A 21,806-nucleotide genomic window follows, 5' to 3' on the forward strand; every position below is an offset into this window, starting at 1 on the left:
ACTGGTGGTTTCGGGAAAGTCTGCTCTTAGCGCGTATCAAAAATGCAGCCGTCGCGAGTTGTCTGCTGATCAATCAATTGGCCGCAGCTGGTCGGCGATGATCAAAGGCTTTCCGGTAGCGTCGGAGACGACCTTTCCTGAGAGATACACCTCTCGTTCGACGATACCGAATTTGCGCGCAGGAGCCGCTTGTACGATGCGGTAATACGACCGCCGGACGTCGTCGTTCTCGATGCTAAGGCCCGCGGGGACGCAGTTTCGTCCGCCCACGTTGGCCCCGCATTCGGTACACCGTTGTTTGAATGTTGAGAGGATCGCGGTACCCGCGACCTTGTCTCCGGCTGAAACTGACCAACATCGATCAGCAGCTATTTGAACTTCTTTCGCTCCACATGAGGAAAGCGCAAAGAAGCTCAAACTGATCATTGGGAAGGGCCGCATTTAGGTAGCCTTGCAGAAACATGAAACGGCCGCAACTGGGTCGAAAGCGGCCACTGAAAGCCTAGATCCCCCGCCTCTCGCGCAACGCGATCGTGGCCACCAGCGCAACACCGATCATCGCGGTGACGTACCAGAAATAATAGCTTTCATGGCCGGCCTGCTTGAGGCTGAGCGCGACCGCTTCGGCCGAGCCGCCGAAGATCGACTGGCTGATCGCATAGGGCAGGCCGACACCGAGCACGCGGACATGGGGCGGGAACAGCTCCGCCTTGACGATCGCATTGGTCGCGGTCGCGCCCGACAGGATCACCAGGGCCGTCAGCACCAGCGCGAAGGCGACCAGCGGATTGTGCGTGCGGCCGATCGCGGTCATCAGCGGGACGGTGCCGACGATGCCGCCGATCGCGAACCAGTAGAGCAAAGGCTTGCGCCCGATCCGATCGGACAGCACGCCCAATGCGGGCTGGAGCAGGATCGCGATGATCGTCGCGAGCGCGCAGATCTGACTTGCGGCCGGTTTGGCGAAGCCGGAGCTAACCACCAGATATTTCTGCATATAGGTCGTGTAGGTATAGAAAGCGACGTTGCTGCCGATGGCGAGCCCGAACGCGATCAGCACCGCACGGCGATGGTTGAACCACAATTCCGCGATGCCGCCCGCCCGCCGCTCGGGCGCGGCTTCGCTGGCGAAGACCGGGCTCTCGTCGATATTGCGGCGGAGCAGATAGACGCCGAAGGCGAGGGCGGCGCCGACCACGAACGCCAGCCGCCAGCCCCAGCCCGACATCGCGGCCTCGCTCGCGCCGCTCGCCTGCAGGCCGAGCAGGAAGGCCAAAGCGAGCAACTGGCCGCCATAGAGCGTGACATATTGGAAGCTGGACCACAGGCCGCGCCGCCCTTCGGGCGCGATCTCGGACAGGTAGGTGGCGGCCGCGCCATATTCGCCGCCGAGGCTGAGGCCCTGGACGATGCGCGCGCACATCAGCAGGATCGGCGCGGCGATCCCGATCTGCGCATAACCGGGTATCGCGGCGAGGAGCAGCGAGCCGCCGCCCATCAGCGCCACGCTCCACGCGAGCGCGGTGCGGCGGCCATAGCGGTCGCCGATCCGGCCGAGCAGCCAGCCGCCGATCGGGCGCATCAGGAAGCCGATCCAGAAGATGCCGCTGGTCGCGAGGAACTGGGCGGTCTGGTCCTGGCCCGGGAAGAAGGCTTTCGCGAAATAGAGCGAGAAGGCCGAGTAAACATACCAGTCGAACCATTCGACCAGATTGCCCGCCGCGCCGCCGAGGATCGAACGGAGAGGCGCGGCGCGTTTCATGCCGCTTGCTGGAACAGGCCGAGCGCGGCGACCTCGTCTGCGCTCAGATCGATGCCGAACATCATGCTGAGGCGCAGGCGATAGACGCGTGGATCCTCGATATCGCCCGACGCCTCCTGCTCGCCATTGCGGCGGCGGTAGAAGCGGTCGGTCATGGCGGCATAGCCATGGGGCAAGGCGACGCTGACGATGCGCAATTGCGTGAAACGGGTCCCGGGCGCGGTCGAGGTCCAGTGGTTGGACATAGCGAGGTCCGCCGCGAACACCGGATCGAGCGTGAAGCTATATTGCGGAACCCAGCCTTCTTGTGCGCCGCGGCCGTCGGTGGCGCCGGGATGGCCTTCGCGCTCGAGCATCCAGCCGTAAAGCGGATCGCGCATCAGCCGGAACTGGGAGCCGTCGGGCGCGGGCGCGGTCTCACCGTCGGCAAGCGGCATCGGCGGCGCATAGGAACCGCCGAAGCCCGCGTCCGCGATCCAATCCTGCCCGTCGATCGTGACGAGGCACAAAGCATGCGTCTTGCCCGGCGGCGGTCCTTCGTAGCCGAGCCAGACGCGCCCGAGCAAAGGCCGCCAGACGAAGCCCAGCGCGTCGAGCGCGTCGCCGAACAGGCGGTTCTGCTCGAAACAATAGCCGCCGCGCCGCGCGGTCACGAGCTTGGCGAACACCGACGCGCTGTCGATCGCGATGCCACGGCCGAGGATGACGTCGAGATTCTCGAACGGGATCACCAGCCGGTGCGCGTGCTGGAGTATGGCGAGGCCCTCGGCGGTTGCCGCCGGCGGCTCCTTGAGGCCGATGCGGGCGAGATAGAAGCCGAGATCGAATGCCATCGTCATAGCCCCGGAAACAGATGGAGCACGGTCATGGCCAACAGCCAGCCGAGGCCGGCGCCGGTGCCGCCCGCCGCCAGGCCATAAGCCTCCTCGCGCAGATCGAGCAAATGGGCGCGGTGCAGGAACCACCAGTAACAGATCATGCCTGGCAGTTCGGTCGTGCCGACCATCGCCACCAGCAGCATGATGTTGCCCGTCCACAGTCCGATGCCGCCGCCGATCGCGAGCCATGCGACGCGGAACACGTTGGCGAGGAAAGTCACGTTCATGCGGCCGGTCGCGACCATGACCTCGTTCGCGGCGAGGCTCGACATGCGCAGCACCGCCGAAATCGTGATCAGTTCGAGGAAGGGCGCGACGCCGCGATAGCGCGGATCGTACAGGATCGCGATGATCAGCGGCGCGCTGCCCAGCATGCCGCCGACCGCGAACATGTAGAGCAGGGAGAAATTGCGCCGCGCCCGATAATAAGTGCCGCGCAGCGCATCCGGCGCCTCGCGCGCGATCCGGGCATAGATCGGGTAGAGGATGCGGGTGGCGTAAGGCGAAGCGAGCGATCCGGGCGCGGACGAAAGCGTGACCGCAATCGCATAGAGGCCGAAGGCCGAAAGCGGCATCAGCCGCGCCAGCACCAGTTTGTCGGACTGCAAGATCAGCAGCGACAGCATGCTCGACAGCGCGATGAAGCGCGAGAATTGCCACAATTCGCGCGAGCGCCCGCGATGGAAATGAAAGCGACGGCGCGTCGCCGGAAACAGGACGTAGGACAGGATGAGCTTGAGGATCGCGCCCGCGCCCATGCCGGCGATCATCGCCCAATAGTTCGGCCACACCAGAGCGAAACTGATCGAGACCAAAAGCATCATGACGTTGGACGCGAGATCGAGCGAGCTCAGCCGCCAGAGCTGCTGATTGCGGATCGCGGTGGCGAAGGCGAGCGACGACAGGCCGTCGAGCAGGAAGCTGAGGCTCCAGACCGCGATCACCGGCGTCAGTTCGGGTTTGCCCAGCAGGATCGCGGCGGGCTTGGCCAGCACCGCCATCGCAATCGTGAGGCCGAGCCCGCGCAGCGCGCGCAACGTCCAGATCTGGTCGAGGAAAGTGGGGTCGTCGCCGTCCTTGTGGCGGACGATGAAGCCGAGCAGGCCGATATCGGACAGCATCGCCAGCACGACGGTGATCGAGGTGATCACGCCGACGACGCCGTACGCATGCGAATCGAGCAGGCGCGTCAGCGTCATGCTGCTGACGATGCGCAGCACGTTGGTGACGGCGACGCTCATCGCGATGCTCGCGGCACCGCCGGTGGCAAGCTGTCGAAGGCGCTGGACGGAAAGTCCGCGGGCTACAGGCATGGATATCCGGCTGCTGAGGTCTTGGAGCCGCTATAAAGAGCGGGTTGGGTTACGCAAATGCGAAGGCGTGCGTGCCGGCCGAGGCTGACTGCTGACATGATGCTGACAGCAGGCCGGCTGGAACCGAGTGCCCGCAACGCCCATATAGCGTGGATATGGCAATCCAGATCCGCACGAGTCTCGCCGAGCCGGAAACCGGCGAGACGTTCGTCCCCCATCGTCCCGAGCGGCCCGAGAAGAGCCAGGGCGGCAAGGCTTTCCGGCTGGTGGCGGAATATGAACCGGCGGGCGATCAGCCGACCGCGATCGCCGAACTGGTCGAGCAGGCCAGAGGCGGCGAGCGCGATCAGGTGCTGCTGGGCGTGACCGGATCCGGCAAGACCTTCACCATGGCCAAGGTGATCGAGAGCCTGCAGCGGCCGGCGTTGATCCTTGCCCCCAACAAGATACTCGCCGCGCAATTGTACGGCGAATTCAAGAGCTTCTTCCCCGATAATGCGGTCGAGTTCTTCGTCAGCTATTACGATTACTACCAGCCCGAGGCCTATGTGCCCCGGTCCGACACGTACATCGAGAAGGAAAGCTCGGTGAACGAGGCGATCGACCGGATGCGCCATTCGGCGACGCGGTCGTTGCTCGAGCGCGACGACGTGCTGATCGTGGCGTCGGTGTCGTGCCTGTACGGCATCGGCTCGGTCGAGACCTATTCGGCGATGATCTTCGACCTGAAGACCGGCCAGACGGTCGACCAGCGCGAGATCATCCGCAAGCTGGTCGCGCTTCAATACAAGCGCAACGACGCGGCCTTCCAGCGCGGCAATTTCCGCGTGCGCGGCGACACGCTCGAAATCTTCCCGTCGCATTATGAGGACAGCGCGTGGCGGATCGCCTTCTTCGGCGACGAGATCGAGCAGATCACCGAATTCGATCCGCTGACCGGCAAGACCTCGGCGACGCTCAAGGAAGTCCGGGTCTACGCCAACAGCCATTATGTGACGCCGGGGCCGACGCTCAAGCAGGCGACCGAGGCGATCAAGTTCGAGCTGGCCGAGCGGCTCAAGGAATTGCAGATCGAGGGCAAGTTGCTGGAAGCGCAAAGGCTGGAGCAGCGCGTCCATTTCGATCTGGAGATGATCGCGGCAACCGGCAGTTGCGCGGGCATCGAGAATTACAGCCGCTTCCTGACCGGCCGGCTGCCGGGCGAGCCGCCGCCGACCCTGTTCGAATATCTGCCGGAGAACGCGCTGCTGTTCGTCGACGAGAGCCATCAGACGGTGCCGCAGATCGGCGGCATGGCGCGCGGCGATCATCGGCGGAAGATCACGCTCGCCGAATATGGCTTCCGCCTGCCGTCGTGCATCGACAATCGGCCGTTGCGCTTCAACGAATGGGACGCGATGCGCCCGCAATCGGTCTATGTCTCGGCGACGCCGGGGCCGTGGGAGATGGAGCGGACCGGCGGCGTCTTCTCCGAACAGGTGATCCGCCCGACCGGACTGATCGATCCGCCGGTCGAGGTGCGGCCGATCGAGAGCCAGGTCGACGATCTGGTGCACGAGGCCAAGCTGACCGCGCAGAAGGGCTATCGTTCGCTCGTCACGACGCTGACCAAGCGCATGGCCGAGGATCTGACCGAATATCTGCACGAGGCGGGCATGAAGGTCCGCTACATGCATTCGGACGTCGAGACGCTCGAGCGGATCGAGCTGATCCGCGACTTGCGGTTGGGCGTCTATGACGTGCTGGTCGGGATCAACCTGCTACGCGAGGGGCTCGACATCCCCGAATGCGGGCTGGTCGCGATCCTCGATGCGGACAAGGAGGGCTTCCTGCGCTCGGAGACGTCACTGATCCAGACGATCGGCCGCGCGGCGCGCAATGTCGACGGCAAGGTCATCCTTTATGCCGACCGCATCACCGGATCGATGGAACGCGCGATGCTCGAAACCTCGCGCCGGCGCGAGAAGCAGGCGGCGTTCAATCTCGAAAATGGCATCACGCCCGAGACGATCCGGCGCGGTATCAGCGACATCGTCGGCCATCTGTCGTCGCGCGATCAGGTGACGGTCGAAACCGGCATCGAGGACGCGCCGCACATGGTCGGCCACAATCTGCGCGCGTATATCGAGGATCTCGAAAAGAAGATGCGCGCCGCCGCAGCCGACCTGGAGTTCGAGGAAGCGGGCCGCCTGCGCGACGAGATCAGGAAGCTCGAGGCCGACGAGCTTGGCCTGCCGCACGAGCCGAGCCACGCGCCGATCCGCGGCAATTCGACGCTGGGCAAACCGGGCACGCGTCAGACCAGGTACGGCAAGGCCAAGCAGAGCCGGATGGGCAAACGCGGCGGACGCTGATCGCCTCCGCCGCGCCTTAACACTCAAACGAAGCGGACTTTGGTCCGCCGGCCGCGCATCGTCGCGCCGATCAGGCCGAAGCCGCCCAGCATCAGCGCCCAGCTCGCCGGTTCGGGCGCGGCTGACTGCGCTTGCGGCGGACCGAAGCCGCCCACGTCGAGCGTCAGCAGATTGCCATAGGGCGCGAGCAGGCCGGACAGCGTGATCGTCGGATCGATGAACGCCGCCGCGTCGCCGGGCCAGATGCCGAGATTGCCGATGCCGGCATCGGCTTCGGCGGTGATGTTCATCACCGCGTAGAAGTAATTCGAATTGCCGTCCGCGAACTGATCGCCGCGCACGAAGCCGAGGTTGATGTTGAACGCGCCGGCCCCGCAGCCGCCGCTATGGTCGCTAAAGCTGGTGTTGGTGCCGTCATCGCACTGCGTGAACATGCTATAGCTGCTGTCGCCATCGGGGCCGTAGGCGCTGAACGCGCCGGCATAGCTCTCGCCATAGCCCGACGCGCTGAGGTTGTAGTTGCCCTGCACCGTGGCGAAGGGGTTCGACCCCATCAGCGCCTGGATCGCGTCCGCCGTCGCGGCGTTGGGCGTCGCCAGGGTCACCAGATAGCCCATCGTCACGCCGACATCGGCGCGGCCATGATAGAGGTCCTGATGCGCGGTGACGGCAATCGTCGGATCCGGCGAAAAATAGTTCTGTAAAGTGACGACCGAATTGCCGCCGCCATAGGTATGAACCGTATTATCGAAGGGCACGCCGACGCCGCCGCCGAAGGTCGACAGATAGAATTGGCCGGCATTGCCGTTGTAATAGGACGTGCCCTGAACGACGTTGCTGTTCCAGCCATCCGACGGAATGGCGAAATAGCTCGCACTCTGGCTGACGGCCAGAAAAGGCAGGTCGGGAAGCGACGGCGGACCGCTGGGGCCGCCGCAATCGCCTTCGCTCTCGCAATCCGACGCCATCGCGCCCTGCGCCATCAAGAATGCCGCGGCGATGGCCACGCCCGTACGCAAAACCGCCTTCATGATTAGACCCCCAATTACCCCACATTTGGCGCGCTTGTCGGGATTCGGGGGCGCCGGCACAATTGCCTATATAGGCAGGTGGCGCCGGACCGCCGTCAGGCGAAGGTCAGGGTCGCCGGATCGATGCGGATATCGACCGGCAAGCGCGCGACGATGTCGCCGTCCGCTTCGAGCGGCGCGTCGCCTTCGATCCGCAGCGCCGCGCAGGTGAAATGCGTCACGCCCGGCAGCATGATCACGGACTTGCCTGCGACCAGTCGCCACAGAAAGCGCGCGTAGAGCAGGCGCGTGGCGCGGCCGAGCGTGACGACGTGGAACAGGGGATCGCCCAAAGCCGCCTCGGGCGCGAAGCTCCACGGCCCCGCGAACAGGCGGCCCTTGGCGATATAGACCGCCTCGCATGCGACCTCGCCGCCGTCATGGATGACGCGCAGATGCGGACGGGGCCAGCGGATCAGCAATGTCAGGAAGGACCAACCATAGGCGAGGCGGCCGATCCTCCGCTTGAGCGCGGTCGACAAAGCCGCGACCGCATAGCTGTCGGCCCCGACGCTGGCGCAGGTGAAGAAGGGGGTCGTACCGATCAGGCCATTGTGGTGCGTACGAGTCGTCCCTGCGAGCACGCGTGCGGCGAAACCGGCCGGATCGAGGCGATAGTCGCACTCGCGTGCGAGCAGATTGACCGTTCCGGTGGGATAGAGGCTGAGCGCGAGCGGCCGGCCTGCGCGGGCGATCGCGGCCGCGACATGGCGCAAGGTGCCGTCGCCGCCGACCGCACAGACATGGGTCGCGTCCGCCGCGACTTCAGACTGCCCGAAGACTATGCGTGCGCCGGCGGCCTCGAACGCGCGCACCAGCGCCGCCACTCGCTTGCGCGAGGCGGAGCCCGCGTTGGGATTGACGAAGAGTTGGACGGTGGGCTGGGTCACGATGCGTACGTTCGAGAGGGAGGCAGCGCTTTAGTGCCCCGTCCCGAGCGCAACAATCACTACCTCAGCCCGGATGTCCCCGCGCGTTCAGGCGAACCGGACGCGCCGCGTGCGCTGCCGCATCGCCGCGCCGATCAGCCCGAAGCCGCCCAGCATCATCGCCCAGCTGGCGGGTTCGGGTGCGCCCAAAGGGGCGTCCAATTCCGTCACGACGCTCGATTCGACAGTGTTGTCTAGATAGGTAACCCCACCGGAAAGCGAGGCGATCCGGAAACAGGGATTGGTACCGTCGCACTGCAAGCCCGTGCCATTCGGGCCGCCTATCATGGCAAAGGAGGCCGGATTGATGACGACGACGCCGTCCGCGCCATATGCGCCGGTCATGCTGTTCAGCGTCGGACCGTAATCATAAAACAGGCCGCCATTCGTCTGGAAATCCGCGAACGTCCAATCCTGCGCGCCGACGAGGCTGTTGCCGCTGAAATGCGCGCTGAAGTCCGTGACTTCGAATAGATTTAGGGCGGAATAGCCCGCCAGCGTGCCGTCGTTGTTGGTGTCGTCGCCCGAGAACGTGCCGGTCAGGGTAGCGCCATCGGTGAAGCCGCTGACCGAGAATTCGAAATAGCGCACCTGCGCGGCCGCCGGAACGGCAAGGCCCAGAGCCGACGCCAGCAGCGCCGCACGCATCATCACCGTCTTCATATCATTGCCCCCAAAGCTAAGAGCCGGCCGATAGCATCGGCGGCGTAACGAAGCGAATCCGCTAGAGGATCTCGCGCACCTTTTCGGGCGGGCGGCCGAGCCGCACACCCTTTTCGGTCTCGACCAAAGGGCGTTCGATCAGGATCGGATTGGCAGCCATCGCATCGAGGATCGCATCGTCGGACGCGCCCTTGAGCGGCTTGGCGGAATCCTCGGCGGTGCGCAGGCCCTGGGTCGGGGTCATGCCGGCTTTGGCGTAGAGGCGGGCAAGCCCGGCGCGGCTGGGTGGCGTCTTGAGATATTCGACCACGGTCACATCCGCGCCCGCCGCTTCGAGCAAGGCGAGCGTCTCGCGCGACTTCGAGCAGCGCGGATTATGGTAGATGGTGGCTTTCACGAGGACGGCTCCGATAGCGCGGTCAGGATGTCGATCGCCTCATGCCGCCGTTCCCACGGGACGAGGATATGATCGTGGTGAAAGCCCGCGACGATATTGGCGGGCAGGCCGCGATCCGCGAGCGCGCGGGCGACGGCGGCGCTCAAGCCCACCGCCGACAGGCTCGAATGGACCGTGAGGCTGATCCGGGCCCATTCGCCGTCGGGGAAGGGCGCGATCAGGGTCATGCCTTCCGGCTCCCAGATCAAAGCGAACACGTCCGCGGGCAGAGGCGCGTCGGGGTCGAGCAGTTCGAACGCGTAAGGCTCGTCGTGCAGCACCGGCCGCATCTCCGCCAGGAGAAGACCGAGGTCGGTCAATCCTCCTGGTTCGCCAGCCACTGCTCCAGCCACTTGATCGTGTAATTGCCCGTCTGGAAATCGGGATCGTCCAGCAAGGCTTGGTGGAGCGGGATCGTCGTCTTGACGCCGTCGACCACGAACTCCTCGAGCGCGCGGCGTAGCCGCCGGAGCGCGCCTTGGCGGGTGGTGCCGTAGACGATCAGCTTGGCGATCATCGAATCGTAATAAGGCGGGATGCGGTAGCCGGCGTAGAGCCCGCTATCGACGCGCACGTTCATGCCACCGGGGGCGTGATATTGCGTCACCAGCCCGGGCGAGGGCGCGAAGGTGCGTGGATCCTCGGCGTTGATGCGGCATTCGATCGCGTGGCCGCGGAAGACGACATCCTCCTGGCGGAGCGTGAGGGGGTGGCCCTCGGCGATGCGGATCTGCTCGCGGACGAGATCGAGGCCGGTGATCGCCTCGGTCACCGGATGTTCCACCTGGAGGCGGGTGTTCATCTCGATGAAGTAGAATTTGCCGTCTTCGTACAGGAACTCGATCGTGCCCGCGCCGCGATAGCCCATGTCGGCCATCGCGCGGGCGACGATCCCGCCCATCTCCGCGCGCTGCTCGGCGGAGATGACCGGCGAGGGGGCTTCCTCGACCACCTTCTGGTGGCGGCGCTGGAGCGAACAATCGCGCTCGCCGAGATGGATCGCGTTGCCTTCTCCGTCGCCGAACACCTGGAATTCGATGTGGCGCGGATCGCCGAGATATTTTTCCATGTAGACGGTCGCGTCGCCGAACGCGGCGGCCGCCTCGCTGCCCGCCTGCTCGATCAGGGTTTCGAGCTGGCCTTCGTCGGGCACGACCTTCATGCCGCGCCCGCCGCCGCCCGAAGCCGCCTTGATCAGCACCGGATAGCCGATCTGCTTCGCGACCTTCTTCGCCTCGGCGATGTCCTTGACCGGGCCGTCCGATCCGGGGACGAGCGGCAGGCCGAGCTTCGCGGCCGTAAGCTTGGCTTCGATCTTGTCGCCCATCGTCCGGATATGTTCGGGCTTGGGCCCGATCCAGATGATGTCGTGCGCTTCGACGATCTCGGCGAACTTGGCGTTCTCGGAGAGGAAGCCGTAGCCGGGGTGGATCGCGTCCGCGCCCGAGATCTCGGCCGCCGAGATGATGTTGGGGACGTTGAGATAGGATTCGGTCGCCGACGGCGGCCCGATGCAGATTGCCTCGTCCGCCAGCCGCACATGCATCGCGTCCGCGTCGGCGGTCGAATGCGCCGCGACCGTCTTGATGCCCATTTCATGGCAGGCGCGGTGGATACGGAGCGCGATCTCGCCGCGATTGGCGATCAGGACCTTCTTGATCTCAGCCACGAGGGCTTACTCTACGACAACGAGCGGCTGATCGAATTCGACCGGCTGGTTGTTCTCGACCAGGATTTGCGTGACCTTGCCCGCTCGGGGCGACAGGATCGGGTTCATCACCTTCATCGCCTCGACGATCAGCAACGTATCGCCGGCGGCGACCTCTGTGCCCACGCCGATGAACGCCTTCACGCCGGGCGCGCTCGACATATAGACGGTGCCGACCATCGGCGACTTGATCGTGCCGGGATGATCGCCCGCAGGGGCAGGCGCCGGCGCGGCGGCAGGCGCGGCAGCGGCCGGCGCAGCGACCGGTGTGGGCGCGGCGGGCGCCGGAATCGCGATATTGCGCACGACGCGGATCCGGCGGTCGCCGTCCTGGACCTCGATTTCGGTAAGTCGGGTATCATCGAGCAGTTCGGCGAGCTGGCGGACCAGCCCGGCATCGACCTGCATCGAAGAGTTATTGGTTTCGGTCATCCACCGATGCCCTCTCGAAAGTGAAGCGGCGCTATTGGCAGGGCGCGGCGCATCAGTCCAGCGCAGCAACGCCGAGACGGGTTTCATCCTTCGTATGCAGCTCTTAGAGCGAGCGCATGACGACTCCGATTCACAGCGACGGCACGATCACGATCACGGTCAATGGCGAGCATAAGCGCGTCATGGCGGGTATGAGCATCGCCGCGCTGGCGAACGAGCTCGGGCTGGTGCCGGAAAAGGTGGCGGTCGAGCGCAACCTCGAAGTGGTGCCGCGTTCGACGCTGGCGCAGGTCTGCCTGGAGGATGGCGACGATCTCGAGATTGTCCACTTCGTTGGTGGTGGAGATCACGCCGCTCCAGTGGACGAGGACCGCTGGACGGTGGCGGGGCGCAGCTTCCGCTCGCGGCTGATCGTCGGCACCGGCAAATATAAGGATTTCGAGCAGAATGCGGCGGCGGTCGCGGCGTCCGGTGCGGAGATCGTCACGGTGGCGGTGCGGCGCGTCAACGTCACCGATCGCCACGCGCCGATGCTGACCGACTTCATCGACCCCAAGAAGGTCACCTATCTGCCCAATACCGCGGGCTGCTTCACCGCCGAGGATGCGATCCGCACGCTGCGGCTGGCGCGCGAGGCGGGCGGCTGGGATCTGGTCAAGCTGGAGGTGCTGGGCGAGGCGCGCACGCTCTATCCCGACATGGTCGAGACTTTGCGCGCGACCGAGATCCTCGCCAAGGAGGGCTTCCTGCCGATGGTCTATTGCGTCGACGATCCGATCGCCGCCAAGCGGCTGGAGGATGCGGGCGCGGTCGCGATCATGCCGCTGGGCGCGCCGATCGGATCGGGGCTCGGCATCCAGAACCAGGTCACGATCCGGCTGATCGTCGAAGGCGCCAAGGTGCCGGTGCTGGTCGATGCGGGCGTCGGCGCGGCGTCGGACGCGGCGGTGGCGATGGAACTGGGCTGCGACGGCGTGCTGATGAACACCGCGATCGCCGAGGCCAAGGACCCGATCATGATGGCGGCGGCGATGAAGGCGGCGGTCGAGGCGGGGCGGCTGTCCTATCGCGCGGGCCGCATGGGCAAGCGCCGCTATGCCGATCCATCGAGTCCGCTCGCCGGCCTGATCTGACGCGAAAACCACACGGAAATTTTCGTTCCGGCGACGGAAGCCCTGAAAGCTTGCGTTCAAGTTCGGATTTTTAGGGGCTGTGCGTGCGCAAAATATCGTTCCTGTTCGGGCTGCCACTTCTGCTGACGCCCGAAATGGCGTTGGCCCAGACTGCTTCCACCGCGACCGCTTCCACTTCGGCCCCTAAACCGCCCGTCACCAGCCGGCCCGCGCCGCCGCCAGCCGCCGCCGACAGCGATGACGAGGATGTCGTCATCACCGGCCAGAAGCCGCGCGGATCGGTCGTCGGCGATATCCCGCCCGAGGTGACGCTCAACCAGGCCGACGTGCGGGCCTATGGCGTCAACAATATCTCCGACCTGCTCGATCAATTGTCGCCGCAGACGACGAGCGGGCGCGGCGGCCAGCCCGTCATCCTGCTCAACGGGCGGCGCATTTCCAGCTTCAGCGAAATCCGGGATCTGCCGACCGAGGCGATCTCGCGCGTCGAGATATTGCCCGAGGAAGTCGCGCTCAAATACGGTTATTCGGCCGAGCAGAAGGTCGTGAACATCGTGCTGCGCGAGCGCTTCCTCGCGCTGATCGGGCAGGCGGGCGGGAGCACTTCGACCGAGGGCGGCGGCACCAGCGTCAATCCGGAAGCCAATTATGTCCGCATCCGCGGCGACAACCGCTTCACGGTCAATCTGCGTTATCAGGCAAATGCCAAGCTGCTCGAAAGCCAGCGCAACGTCACCGATATCGGCACCAACCAGCCGTTCGACCTGACCGGCAATGTCGGCATTCCGGTTTGCCCCCCCGGCAATTCGGCCACCTGCTCCCCGCGTAGCGAGATCGATCCCGCCTTGAGCGCGCTCGCCGGGCAGACGGTCACCGTCGCAGGCGTGCCGGCATCGGCCGCGAGCGGTGCGCCGGCCTTGTCCGCCTTCGTGCCGGGCGCGAACAAGCCCAACGCGACCGACGTGACGCGCGACCGCACGCTCAAGGCCTCGTCGCAACAATGGAGCGGCAATGTCGTCTATGCGCGGCCGATCTTCGCACGCTCGACGCTGACGCTGAACACCACCCTGTCCTATACGACCGGCGACAGCCTGCGCGGCCTGCCCGCCACGGCGTTCGCGCTGCCGGTGGGCGATCCCTTCTCGCCATTCGCCGATCCGGTTTCGGTCTATCGCTATCTCGACACCGATCCGCTGCATCAGCGCACCGACACGCTGACCGGCCATGCCGGCCTGACCGTCAACGGCGACAAGGGCCGCTGGCGCTGGTCGGTAACGGGCAATTACGATCATACCGACAGCCTGACCAAGACGCAGACCGGAATCGACACGAGCGGCTTCCAGGCGCGGCTGAACGCGCTCGACCCGACCGCCAATCCGTTCGCGCCCTTCGCGGCGGGCGATCTGGGCGGGCTGCAGACCAACCGCGCGCATTCGATCTCAAACAGCGGCGATGTCCAGGCGCTGGTCGGCGGGCCTTTGATCAAGGTACCGGCGGGCGACCTGTCGACCAACATCAAGGTCGGCTTTGCCTATACCGGCTTCGACGCGTCCTCGACGCGCGGCCTGTTCACGCAGACGAACAGCAATAATCGCGGCAACGCCAACGGCCAGATCAATTTCGATCTGCCGCTGACCAGCCGCCGCACGGGCGTGCTGCCGTGGATGGGGAGCCTGTCGCTCAACGCCAATCTGGCGGTCAATCATCTGTCCGATTTCGGCACGCTCACCACGTTGGGCGGCGGCTTCGTGTGGACGCCGATCGCGCCGATCAACCTGATCGGGTCCTATACCAAGCAGGGCGACGCGCCGAGCGTCAACCAGCTCGGCGATCCGACGGTGATCACGCCGCAGGTGCGCGTGTTCGACTATGTCAGCGGCGAGACGGTCGACGTGACGCAGACCAGCGGCGGCAATCCCGACCTGCTGCACGATCGCAAGCAGACGTGGAAGCTGGGGCTGACGCTGAAGCCGTTCGGCGACAAGAACGACCTCACGATCGTCGCCAATTACTTCCACACCGTGACCAACAACGCGATCGCGTCTTTGCCCGAGCCGACCGCGGATCTGGAGGCGGCCTTCCCCGACCGCTTCATCCGCAATGCCGATGGCGACTTGGTCCAGATCGACACGCGCGCGACCAATTTCGCGCGCGAGCGGCAGGATTCGATCCGCTACGGGCTCAATTTCTCGATCAACCTCCATTCGATCATCCAGAAGAAGTTCGAAGCGTGGATCGCCGCACGCCGCGCGGGGCAGAATCTGCCGCCGCCGATCCCGTTCAACAGCTTCCAGCCGACTCTGGCGGGCAACAAGGCCGATCTGGCGAAAGCGCGCGCGGACGCGCAGGCGCGGCGCCAGCAGCAGCAGGCGGCGAACGGGCAGACGCCGGCCGCCACTGCTCAGACGCCCCCAGCTAGCGGTCAGACGCCACCAGCCAATGCGCCGGTAGGGCAGCAGGTCGCCAGCGCGCTGGGGTCGACCCCGGGCACGCCGCCCGCGCCGCCTCCGGGCGGCGGCGGTTTCCGGGGCGGCGGTGGCGGCTTCGGTGGCGGCGGTGGTGGTGGTGGTGGTGGTGGTGGCCGGGGCGGGGGCGGCGGCGGTCGGCTGGGTCAGGCTTCGGGCCGGCTGCAGGTCGCGATCTACGATACGTGGACGATCCGCGACGATGTGCTGATCCGGCAGGGTGTGCCCCTGCTCGATCTGCTCAACGGCGATTCGGTCGGCGCGGGCGGCGGCCAGTCCGAACATCAGGTCCAGCTGCAGCTCGGCTATTCGAACAACGGCATCGGCATCCGCGCCGACGGCAATTGGAAGAGCGCGACCTTCGTCCATGGCGACGGCACCGGCACCACCGGCGACCTGCATTTCTCGGATCTGGCGACGCTCAACCTCCGCCTGTTCGCGGACCTCGGGCAGATGCCCAAGCTGATCGCCAAGCCGTGGGCGCGCGGCCTGCGTGTCAGCTTCGGCGTGAACAACCTGTTCAACAGCCGCCAGCGCGTGCGCGACGACAATGACGATACGCCTTTGCGCTATCAGCCGGCTTATCTGGATCCTTTGGGGCGGACGGTGTCGATCAGTATCCGGAAGCTGATTTTCTAAGACCGGCCCGGCGTTCGAAACGTCAGCTCCGGTGAGGGGAAACATTCGCTGTGCCGAAGACGTCGCGCTCGGTCGAACAGGCGTCAACGGTTCGGCGCGTCGTTAGGCTTTAGTTAAAAGACCGAAACCAAAGCGGAAATGCCTGTGGGGGCAAACGTGTGAGCAGTGAGGTTGATCATGCCGGAATCGTCCCCTTGGCACCAAACGATGACCCAGATGCAGATGCTGGCGCGCATCCTGCCCGAAGATCCGCTTTGGTCGGTGGCACTGGCCCGCGCGCTGGTGGACCTTGTCACCGATCTCGAATCCAGCCTGACCACGCAGCAACGCGTTCTGCTGGTCGGGATCGGCTCGATCTTCGCCCGCCAAGCCGCGAACGAGACGATGGCCGCCCTGGAAGCATCGATCATGATCGATCGGGCCAGCAGGCCATTGCCTTAGAAGATCGGATCGTCCGCGCTGGGGCCGTCGAGGGGCGTGTGGATGCCGCATTCGACCTTGTCCCAGCCGCGCCAGCGGCCGGCGCGCGGATCTTCGCCGGGGGCGACCTTGCTGGTGCAGGGCGAGCAGCCGATCGAGAGATAGCCTTCCGCCTCGAGCGGGTGATGCGGCAATTCGTTCGCGTCGAAATAGGCGTTGAGTTCGTCCTTCGACCAGCTGGCGAGCGGGTTGATCTTGAGCTTGGGGCCGTCGGCATGCTCATGGTCGAGCTCGAACAAGGGCAGGGCCGTGCGCGTGCCCGACTGGAAGCCCTTGCGGCCTGAAATCCACGCATCGAAGCCCTTGAGCGCGCGCTGGAGCGGCTCGACCTTGCGGATCGCGCAGCAGCCGTCGGGATCGTAGGACCAGCGCAGGCCGGTCTCGTCCTTCTGGGCGAGCAATTTGGGGTCGGGGCGATAGACGCGCATGTCGGTGAAGCCGAGCCGCTCGGACAATTCGTCGCGATAGGCCAGCGTCTCGCCGAACATCTTCTGGGTGTTGGTGAAGATGAGCGGGATGGCGCGATCGATCTCGGCCACGAGGTGCAGCAAAACCGCCGATTCCGCGCCGAAGGAGGACACGAGCGCGGTGCGCCCGGCCAGTTCGCCGGTCAGCAATTCGCGCAGCATCACCGCCGCCGGCACGCCGGCATAACGCGCATTGAGCGCGTCGACGTCCGCCTGGGTGAAAGCGGGGCGCACGTCCATCGTGTCGAGCTTGCGCGCGGCCTCAGCCATGACGCAATTTCCACACCGGCGCGCGATCGTCGGCGGCCTTCTGATAGACCGCCGGGAAACGCGCGAGCGCTTCCTCGACCGCCTGTGGATCGAGCGGGGCCTCGCTCGCGAGCGCGTCGAAGCCGCAGCGGCGATAGTCGATTACCTGATCGAGCAGGATGTCGCCCTGCGCGCGGAGTTCGCCCACATAACCGGCCTCGCGCAGGATGCGCGCGGCGGAGTAACCGCGCCCGTCGCGGAAGGCCGGAAAGGCGATCTCGATCAAGGCCAGCCGGTCGAGATAGGGGATGAGCGCGCGCGCGTCCTCGCCCGCCTCCAGCCGCACGGCGGTGGCGTTGGACTGGCCGAGGAATTCGTCGAGCGTGCCCGCGGGCTCCTCGTGCGCCTCGTCGGTGCGGAAGCGGATCAACGTCATGCGTAGATCGCCGCCTTGAACGGTTCGAGCCCGACCCGGCGATAGGTGTCGAGGAAGCGCTCGCCCTCGGTACGCAGCGCGCGGTAGGTTTCGAGCGCCTTTTCGACCGCATCGACCACGCCGTCCTCGGAGAAACCGGGGCCGACGATCTTGGCGAGGCTCGCATCCTCCGCGCCCGAACCGCCGAACGAGAGCTGGTAATTCTCGGTCCCGTGCCGGTCGACGCCGAGGATGCCGATATGGCCGGCATGGTGGTGGCCGCAGGCGTTGATGCAGCCCGAAATCTTGAGCTTCACCTCGCCGAAATCGCGCTGCGTCGCCATGCTGAAGCGCTCCGACAATTTCTGCGCGAGCGGGATCGAGCGGGCATTGGCGAGGCTGCAATAATCGAGGCCGGGGCAGGCGATGATATCGCTCAGCAGATCGAGATTGGGCGTCGCCAGTTCGGCGGCGTCGAGCGCCTGCCACACGGCGTAGAGATCGGCCTTGCGGACATGGGGCAGGACGATGTTCTGCGCATGCGTGATGCGCAATTCGTCATGGCTGTAGCGTTCGGCGAGATCGGCGATCAGGTCCATCTGCGCCGAGGTCGCGTCTCCCGGAATGCCGCCGATCGGCTTGAGGCTGACGGTGACGATCGCATGATCCTCGCGCTTGTGCGCGGCGGTCTGCTGGTCGAGCCAGAGCGCGAAATCGGGGTCGCTGCGATCGAGTTCGGTCGAACTGCCGACAAATTCCGGGAGCGCGAACATCGCCGCGATCCGTTCCAGTTCGGCCGCGGGCGGATCGAGCGCCAGCGTGCGGACGTGGAGGAATTCTTCTTCGACCTGGCGGCGATATTCGTCGGCGCCGATCTCGTGGACGAGGATCTTGATGCGCGCCTTGTAGATATTGTCGCGCCGGCCGTAGCGATTGTAGACCCGCAAACAGGCCTCGAGATAGCTCACGAACTCGCCCGCCGGCACGAAATCGCGGATGAGTGGCGCGACCATCGGGGTGCGGCCCTGGCCGCCGCCGACATAGACCGCGAAGCCCAGCTCGCCGGCGTCGTTCCGCTTCAACAGCAGGCCGATATCGTGCAGCCGCATCGCCGCGCGATCGTCTTCGGAGGCGATCACCGCGATCTTGAACTTGCGCGGCAAATAGGTGAATTCGGGGTGGAACGTGCTCCACTGGCGCAGCAGCTCGGCATAAGGGCGCGGGTCCGCCACTTCGTCCGCCGCCGCGCCCGCATATTGATCCGACGAGATGTTGCGGATGCAATTGCCGCTGGTCTGGATCGCATGCATCTCGACCGTCGCCAGCTCGGCGACGATGTCGGGCGCGTCTTCCAGCTTGATCCAGTTATACTGGAGGTTCTGGCGCGTGGTGAAATGGCCGTAATCGCGGTCATATTTGCGCGCGATATGCGCCAGCATCCGCATCTGGGTGCCGTTCAATGTGCCATAGGGAATGGCGACGCGCAGCATGTAGGCGTGAAGCTGGAGATAGAGGCCGTTCATCAGCCGCAGCGGCTTGAACTGATCCTCGCTCAGTTCGCCCGACAGGCGGCGCGCGACCTGATCGCGGAATTCCGCGACGCGGGCGTCGACGATCGCCTGATCGTAATCGTCATAGCGATACATTCAGATCACCCAGCTTTCGGATGCGGTCTCGGCCGCCTGGATGCCGAGATCGCGGCGCACGGTCGGGCCGGCGGCGCGAATCCGCTCCTTGATGTGGAGCGGCACCGGGCCGTGCGGGCCGGCTTCGGCATCGATGATATAGGGGCCGTTGACGCGGCGCGCGGCTTCCTCGCGCTTGGCGATCGCATCCGCGCCTTCGCCGACGTCGACCGCATCGGCGACGAGGCGCGACCAGTCGCCGTCGGCCCACCAGATGACGTCGCCGGTGACGAGATCGTTGCCGGTGAGCAATCTCACGACAAAGCCTCCGCCTGCGAAGCGAACGCCGTCAGCCGGTTTTCCGCGTCGGACAGCAGAACGACTTCGCCGACGACGATGATCGCCGGGCTCTGCACCTTCTCGCGATCGATCAGGCCGCCGAGATCGGCGAGCACGGTGCGCATCGCACGCGAGCCGGGCAGAGTGCCGCGCTCGAGCACCGCGACCGGCATGTCGGGGGCGAGGCCGTCGGTCATCAATTTATCGGCGATGCAGCCGCCCGACGCGACGCCCATATAGATGACGAGCGTGCGGCCGACGCCGGCAAGGCCGGACCAATCCTGTTCGGACAAGCCCTTGCACTGGCCGGCGACGAAGCTGACCGCGCTCGACCAGTCGCGATGGGTGAGCGGAAGCATCGCCTCGGCCGCGCAACCCAAAGCGGCGGAGACGCCGGGCACGACCTCGACGGTGAGGCCGGCGGCGCGGACCGCCTCGACCTCCTCGCCGCCGCGCCCGAACACGAACGGGTCGCCGCCCTTGAGGCGCACGACGATCGCGCCGGTCCGGACATGCGCGACGATCAAGGCGTTGATCGCTTCCTGCGGCAAGGTGTGGCGGGCGCGCTGCTTGGCGACCGAGATGCGCTGGGCGTCGGCAGGGGCGTAATCGAGCACGCGCGGGTCGATCAGGCCGTCATGCACCACGATATCGGCCGATTTGAGCGCTTCGACCGCGCGCAAGGTGAGCAGGCCGGGGTCGCCGGGACCGGCGCCGACCAGGATCACTTTGCCGCGTGACTGGGGATCGAGAAGGCTCGCCATGATGGAGCGGGAGATGGTCGTTCGGCGCGGCTCGCGCAATCGAGCGATAATTGGGGGTGCGCTAGAGATACTTTCGTCGCTTCAGCACTTTGAACCCCAGGCGCGCTACGATAGACCCATGTCCGACAACGACTTGGGAGCCCGGACATGGTGGACGATGCGGCGGCGCGGCTGCGCTACAGCAAAGGGGCGATCATCCTCCATTGGACGATTGCTGTTCTGATACTCTACAATCTGACGACCGGCCTGCTGCACGACACATTGCCCAAGGCGGCATTCCAGTTCCACGTCTCGTCCGGCATCACCATTCTCGTCCTGACGGTGTTGCGGATCATCTGGCGGCTGACGCACAAGCCGCCGCCCTTCCTGCCGATGGCGAAGTGGGAGAAGGGCCTCGCCAACGTCGTTCATTTCCTGCTTTATTGCGCGATGCTGGCGGCGCCGCTGACCGGCTGGGCGATGCTGTCGGCGCATGTCGACAAGCCCAAGCCGGCGGTCGAAGGCGCCGCCCCGCCGCCGCAGCCGATCGGGCCGCCCAAGCCGCACCAGACCCTGATCTGGGGCGTGATTCCGCTGCCCAAGCTCAAGCCGATCACCGATATCGGCCAGGGCCCCGATGGGCCGGCCAGGCTCAAGGAAACGCATGAGCAATTCGAAGACATACACGGCACGATCGGCTGGATTTTCCTGTTCCTGCTGATCCTGCACATCGCCGGCGCGCTCAAGCATGAGCTGATCGACAAGAGGCGCCAGCTGGCGCGGATGGGCGTGGGCAAGGCCGAGCCGAAGCATTGGGATACGGCGGCTTAGGTCTGTCGCATTGCCTTGACGTGATCCTCCCCCGCCAGGGGGAGGTGGCGCCGAAGGCGACGGAGGGGGAGGGCGGCGATACGTCTCGAAGGCTCGGATAGCGCCCGACGCAACGCGAAGCGATTGCGCAAGGCTATGACGTCGCCGGAGATTGGCCTTTGGCTTGCCCTTCGCGGAAACGACGCCGGCTTACGTTTCCGCAGGCAACATGCCGCCGATGGCTATGTACTGGATTTCTATTGCGCCGCGGCCAGGTTGGCGATCGAGGTCGATGGCGAAGCGCATAACCGGGGCAACCGTCCGCAGCGGGATGCCGTGCGCGACGAATGGCTCGCGACGCAGGGCACGCACGTGCTGCGCTATTCGGCGGGCGAGGTCCTGACCAACCTCGAGGGCGTCGTTCGCGAAATCATGACGATCGCGCTTGAGCGACGAGATCGACCCGCGGGCTGATCGCCGCCCTCCCCCTCCGTCAGGCTGCGCCTGCCACCTCCCCCTCGCGGGGGAGGATCGGAGCGTCCGTTAGCGGGTGGAAAACCGACATCGTCCGACTGAGGCGTTTCGATCCGTCCGGAAGCTGGCTCAGCCCTCCAGCAACCCCTGCCCGATCGTCGCGCGCGCCTGCTCCGCTTCCACCGACGTAACCGGGTAAGCGCAATAATCCGCCGCGTAGAAGGCGCTCGGCCGGTGATTGCCCGACGCGCCGACCCCGCCGAACGGGGCGTTGGACGGCGCGCCGTTGGTCGGGCGGTTCCAGTTGATCACGCCCGCGCGGGCGTTGGCCCAGAAGCGGTCGTAGAGCTCGGGCTTGCTCGTGATCACGCTCGCGGCGAGGCCGTAGCGGGTGGCGTTGGCCTCGGCGATGGCGGCATCGA

At 65.7% G+C, this 21,806-nt stretch carries 21 protein-coding genes and 1 pseudogene; 6 read left to right on the top strand and 16 right to left on the bottom strand.

Translation table 11 applies throughout. The features are described from left to right. Positions 1-502: 502 nt before the first annotated feature. Genes VK533_RS03470 through VK533_RS03480 form a run of 3 tightly spaced genes read right to left on the bottom strand, consistent with a single transcriptional unit; the run spans position 503 to position 3,953 of the window. Positions 503-1,762, bottom strand: coding sequence for an MFS transporter (locus VK533_RS03470; protein ID WP_324375051.1), 1,260 nt, complete (start codon positions 1,760-1,762; stop codon positions 503-505). Then, a complete protein-coding gene (locus VK533_RS03475) occupies positions 1,759-2,601 on the bottom strand; it encodes an arylamine N-acetyltransferase family protein (RefSeq protein WP_414712275.1) in 843 nt (280 codons plus the stop codon). Before VK533_RS03475 ends, VK533_RS03470 begins: the two co-directional genes overlap by 4 nt. Continuing rightward, complete coding sequence (locus VK533_RS03480; protein WP_324375055.1) at positions 2,598-3,953, bottom strand: oligosaccharide flippase family protein; 1,356 nt, start codon at positions 3,951-3,953, stop codon at positions 2,598-2,600. The genes VK533_RS03475 and VK533_RS03480 overlap by 4 nt, the downstream gene beginning before the upstream one ends. A 155-nt stretch (positions 3,954-4,108) precedes the next feature. Here VK533_RS03480 and uvrB point away from each other — a divergent pair, with 155 nt between their 5' ends. Further along, positions 4,109-6,307, top strand: coding sequence for an excinuclease ABC subunit UvrB (gene uvrB / locus VK533_RS03485; protein ID WP_324375057.1), 2,199 nt, complete (start codon positions 4,109-4,111; stop codon positions 6,305-6,307). 23 nt (positions 6,308-6,330) lie between these two features. Here uvrB and VK533_RS17235 read toward each other — a convergent pair. From VK533_RS17235 to accB, 7 genes and pseudogenes are all read right to left on the bottom strand, one after another. Further along, a pseudogene (locus VK533_RS17235) lies at positions 6,331-6,432 on the bottom strand (PEPxxWA-CTERM sorting domain-containing protein); the annotation flags it as partial. A gap of 1,001 nt (positions 6,433-7,433) precedes the next feature. Continuing rightward, positions 7,434-8,267, bottom strand: a complete 834-nt coding sequence (locus VK533_RS03495) for a diacylglycerol/lipid kinase family protein (protein ID WP_324375059.1) — start codon at positions 8,265-8,267, stop codon at positions 7,434-7,436. 87 nt (positions 8,268-8,354) lie between these two features. After that, positions 8,355-8,969 (bottom strand): PEPxxWA-CTERM sorting domain-containing protein, encoded by a 615-nt coding sequence (locus VK533_RS03500; protein WP_324375060.1) that lies wholly within the window; start codon positions 8,967-8,969, stop codon positions 8,355-8,357. Positions 8,970-9,030: 61 nt separating this feature from the next. After that, positions 9,031-9,366: an arsenate reductase (glutaredoxin) gene (gene arsC, locus VK533_RS03505; RefSeq protein ID WP_324375061.1), complete on the bottom strand. Its 336-nt coding sequence runs from the start codon at positions 9,364-9,366 to the stop codon at positions 9,031-9,033. Further along, the gene (locus tag VK533_RS03510; RefSeq protein ID WP_324375062.1) at positions 9,363-9,725 is read right to left on the bottom strand and encodes an ACT domain-containing protein; all 363 of its coding nucleotides are present in this window, start codon (positions 9,723-9,725) and stop codon (positions 9,363-9,365) included. Before VK533_RS03510 ends, arsC begins: the two co-directional genes overlap by 4 nt. Continuing rightward, positions 9,722-11,074: an acetyl-CoA carboxylase biotin carboxylase subunit gene (gene accC, locus VK533_RS03515; RefSeq protein ID WP_324375063.1), complete on the bottom strand. Its 1,353-nt coding sequence runs from the start codon at positions 11,072-11,074 to the stop codon at positions 9,722-9,724. The genes VK533_RS03510 and accC overlap by 4 nt, the downstream gene beginning before the upstream one ends. Positions 11,075-11,080: 6 nt before the next feature. After that, a complete protein-coding gene (gene accB / locus VK533_RS03520; RefSeq protein WP_324375065.1) occupies positions 11,081-11,545 on the bottom strand; it encodes an acetyl-CoA carboxylase biotin carboxyl carrier protein in 465 nt (154 codons plus the stop codon). A gap of 128 nt (positions 11,546-11,673) precedes the next feature. Here accB and thiS point away from each other — a divergent pair, with 128 nt between their 5' ends. The 3 genes from thiS to VK533_RS03535 all read left to right on the top strand — a co-directional run bounded on the left by thiS (position 11,674) and on the right by VK533_RS03535 (position 16,223). Next, positions 11,674-12,678, top strand: a complete 1,005-nt coding sequence (gene thiS, locus VK533_RS03525) for a sulfur carrier protein ThiS (RefSeq protein ID WP_414712276.1) — start codon at positions 11,674-11,676, stop codon at positions 12,676-12,678. Between the two features lie 83 nt (positions 12,679-12,761). Beyond that, the gene (locus tag VK533_RS03530) at positions 12,762-15,782 is read left to right on the top strand and encodes a TonB-dependent receptor (protein ID WP_324375068.1); all 3,021 of its coding nucleotides are present in this window, start codon (positions 12,762-12,764) and stop codon (positions 15,780-15,782) included. Positions 15,783-15,989: 207 nt separating this feature from the next. Then, positions 15,990-16,223, top strand: a complete 234-nt coding sequence (locus VK533_RS03535) for a hypothetical protein (protein WP_324375070.1) — start codon at positions 15,990-15,992, stop codon at positions 16,221-16,223. Here the strand turns inward: VK533_RS03535 and VK533_RS03540 are convergent. The 5 genes from VK533_RS03540 to cobA are packed head-to-tail and all read right to left on the bottom strand — an operon-like array spanning position 16,220 to position 20,121. Beyond that, complete coding sequence (locus VK533_RS03540) at positions 16,220-16,999, bottom strand: phosphoadenylyl-sulfate reductase (RefSeq protein WP_324375072.1); 780 nt, start codon at positions 16,997-16,999, stop codon at positions 16,220-16,222. The genes VK533_RS03535 and VK533_RS03540 overlap by 4 nt on opposite strands. After that, positions 16,992-17,414: a DUF934 domain-containing protein gene (locus VK533_RS03545; RefSeq protein WP_324375074.1), complete on the bottom strand. Its 423-nt coding sequence runs from the start codon at positions 17,412-17,414 to the stop codon at positions 16,992-16,994. The genes VK533_RS03540 and VK533_RS03545 overlap by 8 nt, the downstream gene beginning before the upstream one ends. After that, on the bottom strand, positions 17,411-19,039 hold the full coding sequence (locus VK533_RS03550; protein WP_324375076.1) for a nitrite/sulfite reductase: 1,629 nt from the start codon (positions 19,037-19,039) through the stop codon (positions 17,411-17,413). Before VK533_RS03550 ends, VK533_RS03545 begins: the two co-directional genes overlap by 4 nt. After that, a complete protein-coding gene (locus VK533_RS03555; protein ID WP_324375078.1) occupies positions 19,040-19,336 on the bottom strand; it encodes a DUF2849 domain-containing protein in 297 nt (98 codons plus the stop codon). Beyond that, positions 19,333-20,121, bottom strand: a complete 789-nt coding sequence (cobA, locus tag VK533_RS03560; protein WP_324375080.1) for a uroporphyrinogen-III C-methyltransferase — start codon at positions 20,119-20,121, stop codon at positions 19,333-19,335. Before cobA ends, VK533_RS03555 begins: the two co-directional genes overlap by 4 nt. A 147-nt stretch (positions 20,122-20,268) precedes the next feature. Between cobA and VK533_RS03565 the strand changes: the two genes are divergently transcribed. Next, complete coding sequence (locus VK533_RS03565) at positions 20,269-20,931, top strand: cytochrome b (RefSeq protein WP_324375082.1); 663 nt, start codon at positions 20,269-20,271, stop codon at positions 20,929-20,931. A gap of 135 nt (positions 20,932-21,066) precedes the next feature. Beyond that, positions 21,067-21,384: an endonuclease domain-containing protein gene (locus VK533_RS03570; RefSeq protein WP_414712277.1), complete on the top strand. Its 318-nt coding sequence runs from the start codon at positions 21,067-21,069 to the stop codon at positions 21,382-21,384. Positions 21,385-21,513: 129 nt separating this feature from the next. On the opposite strand, the gene VK533_RS03575 is transcribed toward VK533_RS03570, so the two are convergent. Beyond that, a partial coding sequence (locus VK533_RS03575; RefSeq protein ID WP_324375084.1) for an aldehyde dehydrogenase family protein occupies positions 21,514-21,806 on the bottom strand: 293 nt, incomplete at its 5' end.

The organism is Sphingomonas sp., from assembly GCF_035317925.1.
In the GTDB taxonomy this organism is placed as follows: domain Bacteria; phylum Pseudomonadota; class Alphaproteobacteria; order Sphingomonadales; family Sphingomonadaceae; genus Sphingomonas_I.

Coding starts and splice junctions, on each gene's coding strand:
- VK533_RS03470 (WP_324375051.1), bottom strand. CDS start 1,762: ATGAAACGCGCCGCGCCTCTCCGTTCGATCCTCGGCGGCGCGGCGGGC.
- VK533_RS03475 (WP_414712275.1), bottom strand. CDS start 2,601: ATGACGATGGCATTCGATCTCGGCTTCTATCTCGCCCGCATCGGCCTC.
- VK533_RS03480 (WP_324375055.1), bottom strand. CDS start 3,953: ATGCCTGTAGCCCGCGGACTTTCCGTCCAGCGCCTTCGACAGCTTGCC.
- uvrB (WP_324375057.1), top strand. CDS start 4,109: ATGGCAATCCAGATCCGCACGAGTCTCGCCGAGCCGGAAACCGGCGAG.
- VK533_RS03500 (WP_324375060.1), bottom strand. CDS start 8,969: ATGAAGACGGTGATGATGCGTGCGGCGCTGCTGGCGTCGGCTCTGGGC.
- accB (WP_324375065.1), bottom strand. CDS start 11,545: ATGACCGAAACCAATAACTCTTCGATGCAGGTCGATGCCGGGCTGGTC.
- VK533_RS03535 (WP_324375070.1), top strand. CDS start 15,990: ATGACCCAGATGCAGATGCTGGCGCGCATCCTGCCCGAAGATCCGCTT.
- VK533_RS03540 (WP_324375072.1), bottom strand. CDS start 16,999: ATGGCTGAGGCCGCGCGCAAGCTCGACACGATGGACGTGCGCCCCGCT.
- VK533_RS03545 (WP_324375074.1), bottom strand. CDS start 17,414: ATGACGTTGATCCGCTTCCGCACCGACGAGGCGCACGAGGAGCCCGCG.
- VK533_RS03550 (WP_324375076.1), bottom strand. CDS start 19,039: ATGTATCGCTATGACGATTACGATCAGGCGATCGTCGACGCCCGCGTC.
- cobA (WP_324375080.1), bottom strand. CDS start 20,121: ATGGCGAGCCTTCTCGATCCCCAGTCACGCGGCAAAGTGATCCTGGTC.
- VK533_RS03565 (WP_324375082.1), top strand. CDS start 20,269: ATGGTGGACGATGCGGCGGCGCGGCTGCGCTACAGCAAAGGGGCGATC.
- VK533_RS03570 (WP_414712277.1), top strand. CDS start 21,067: ATGACGTCGCCGGAGATTGGCCTTTGGCTTGCCCTTCGCGGAAACGAC.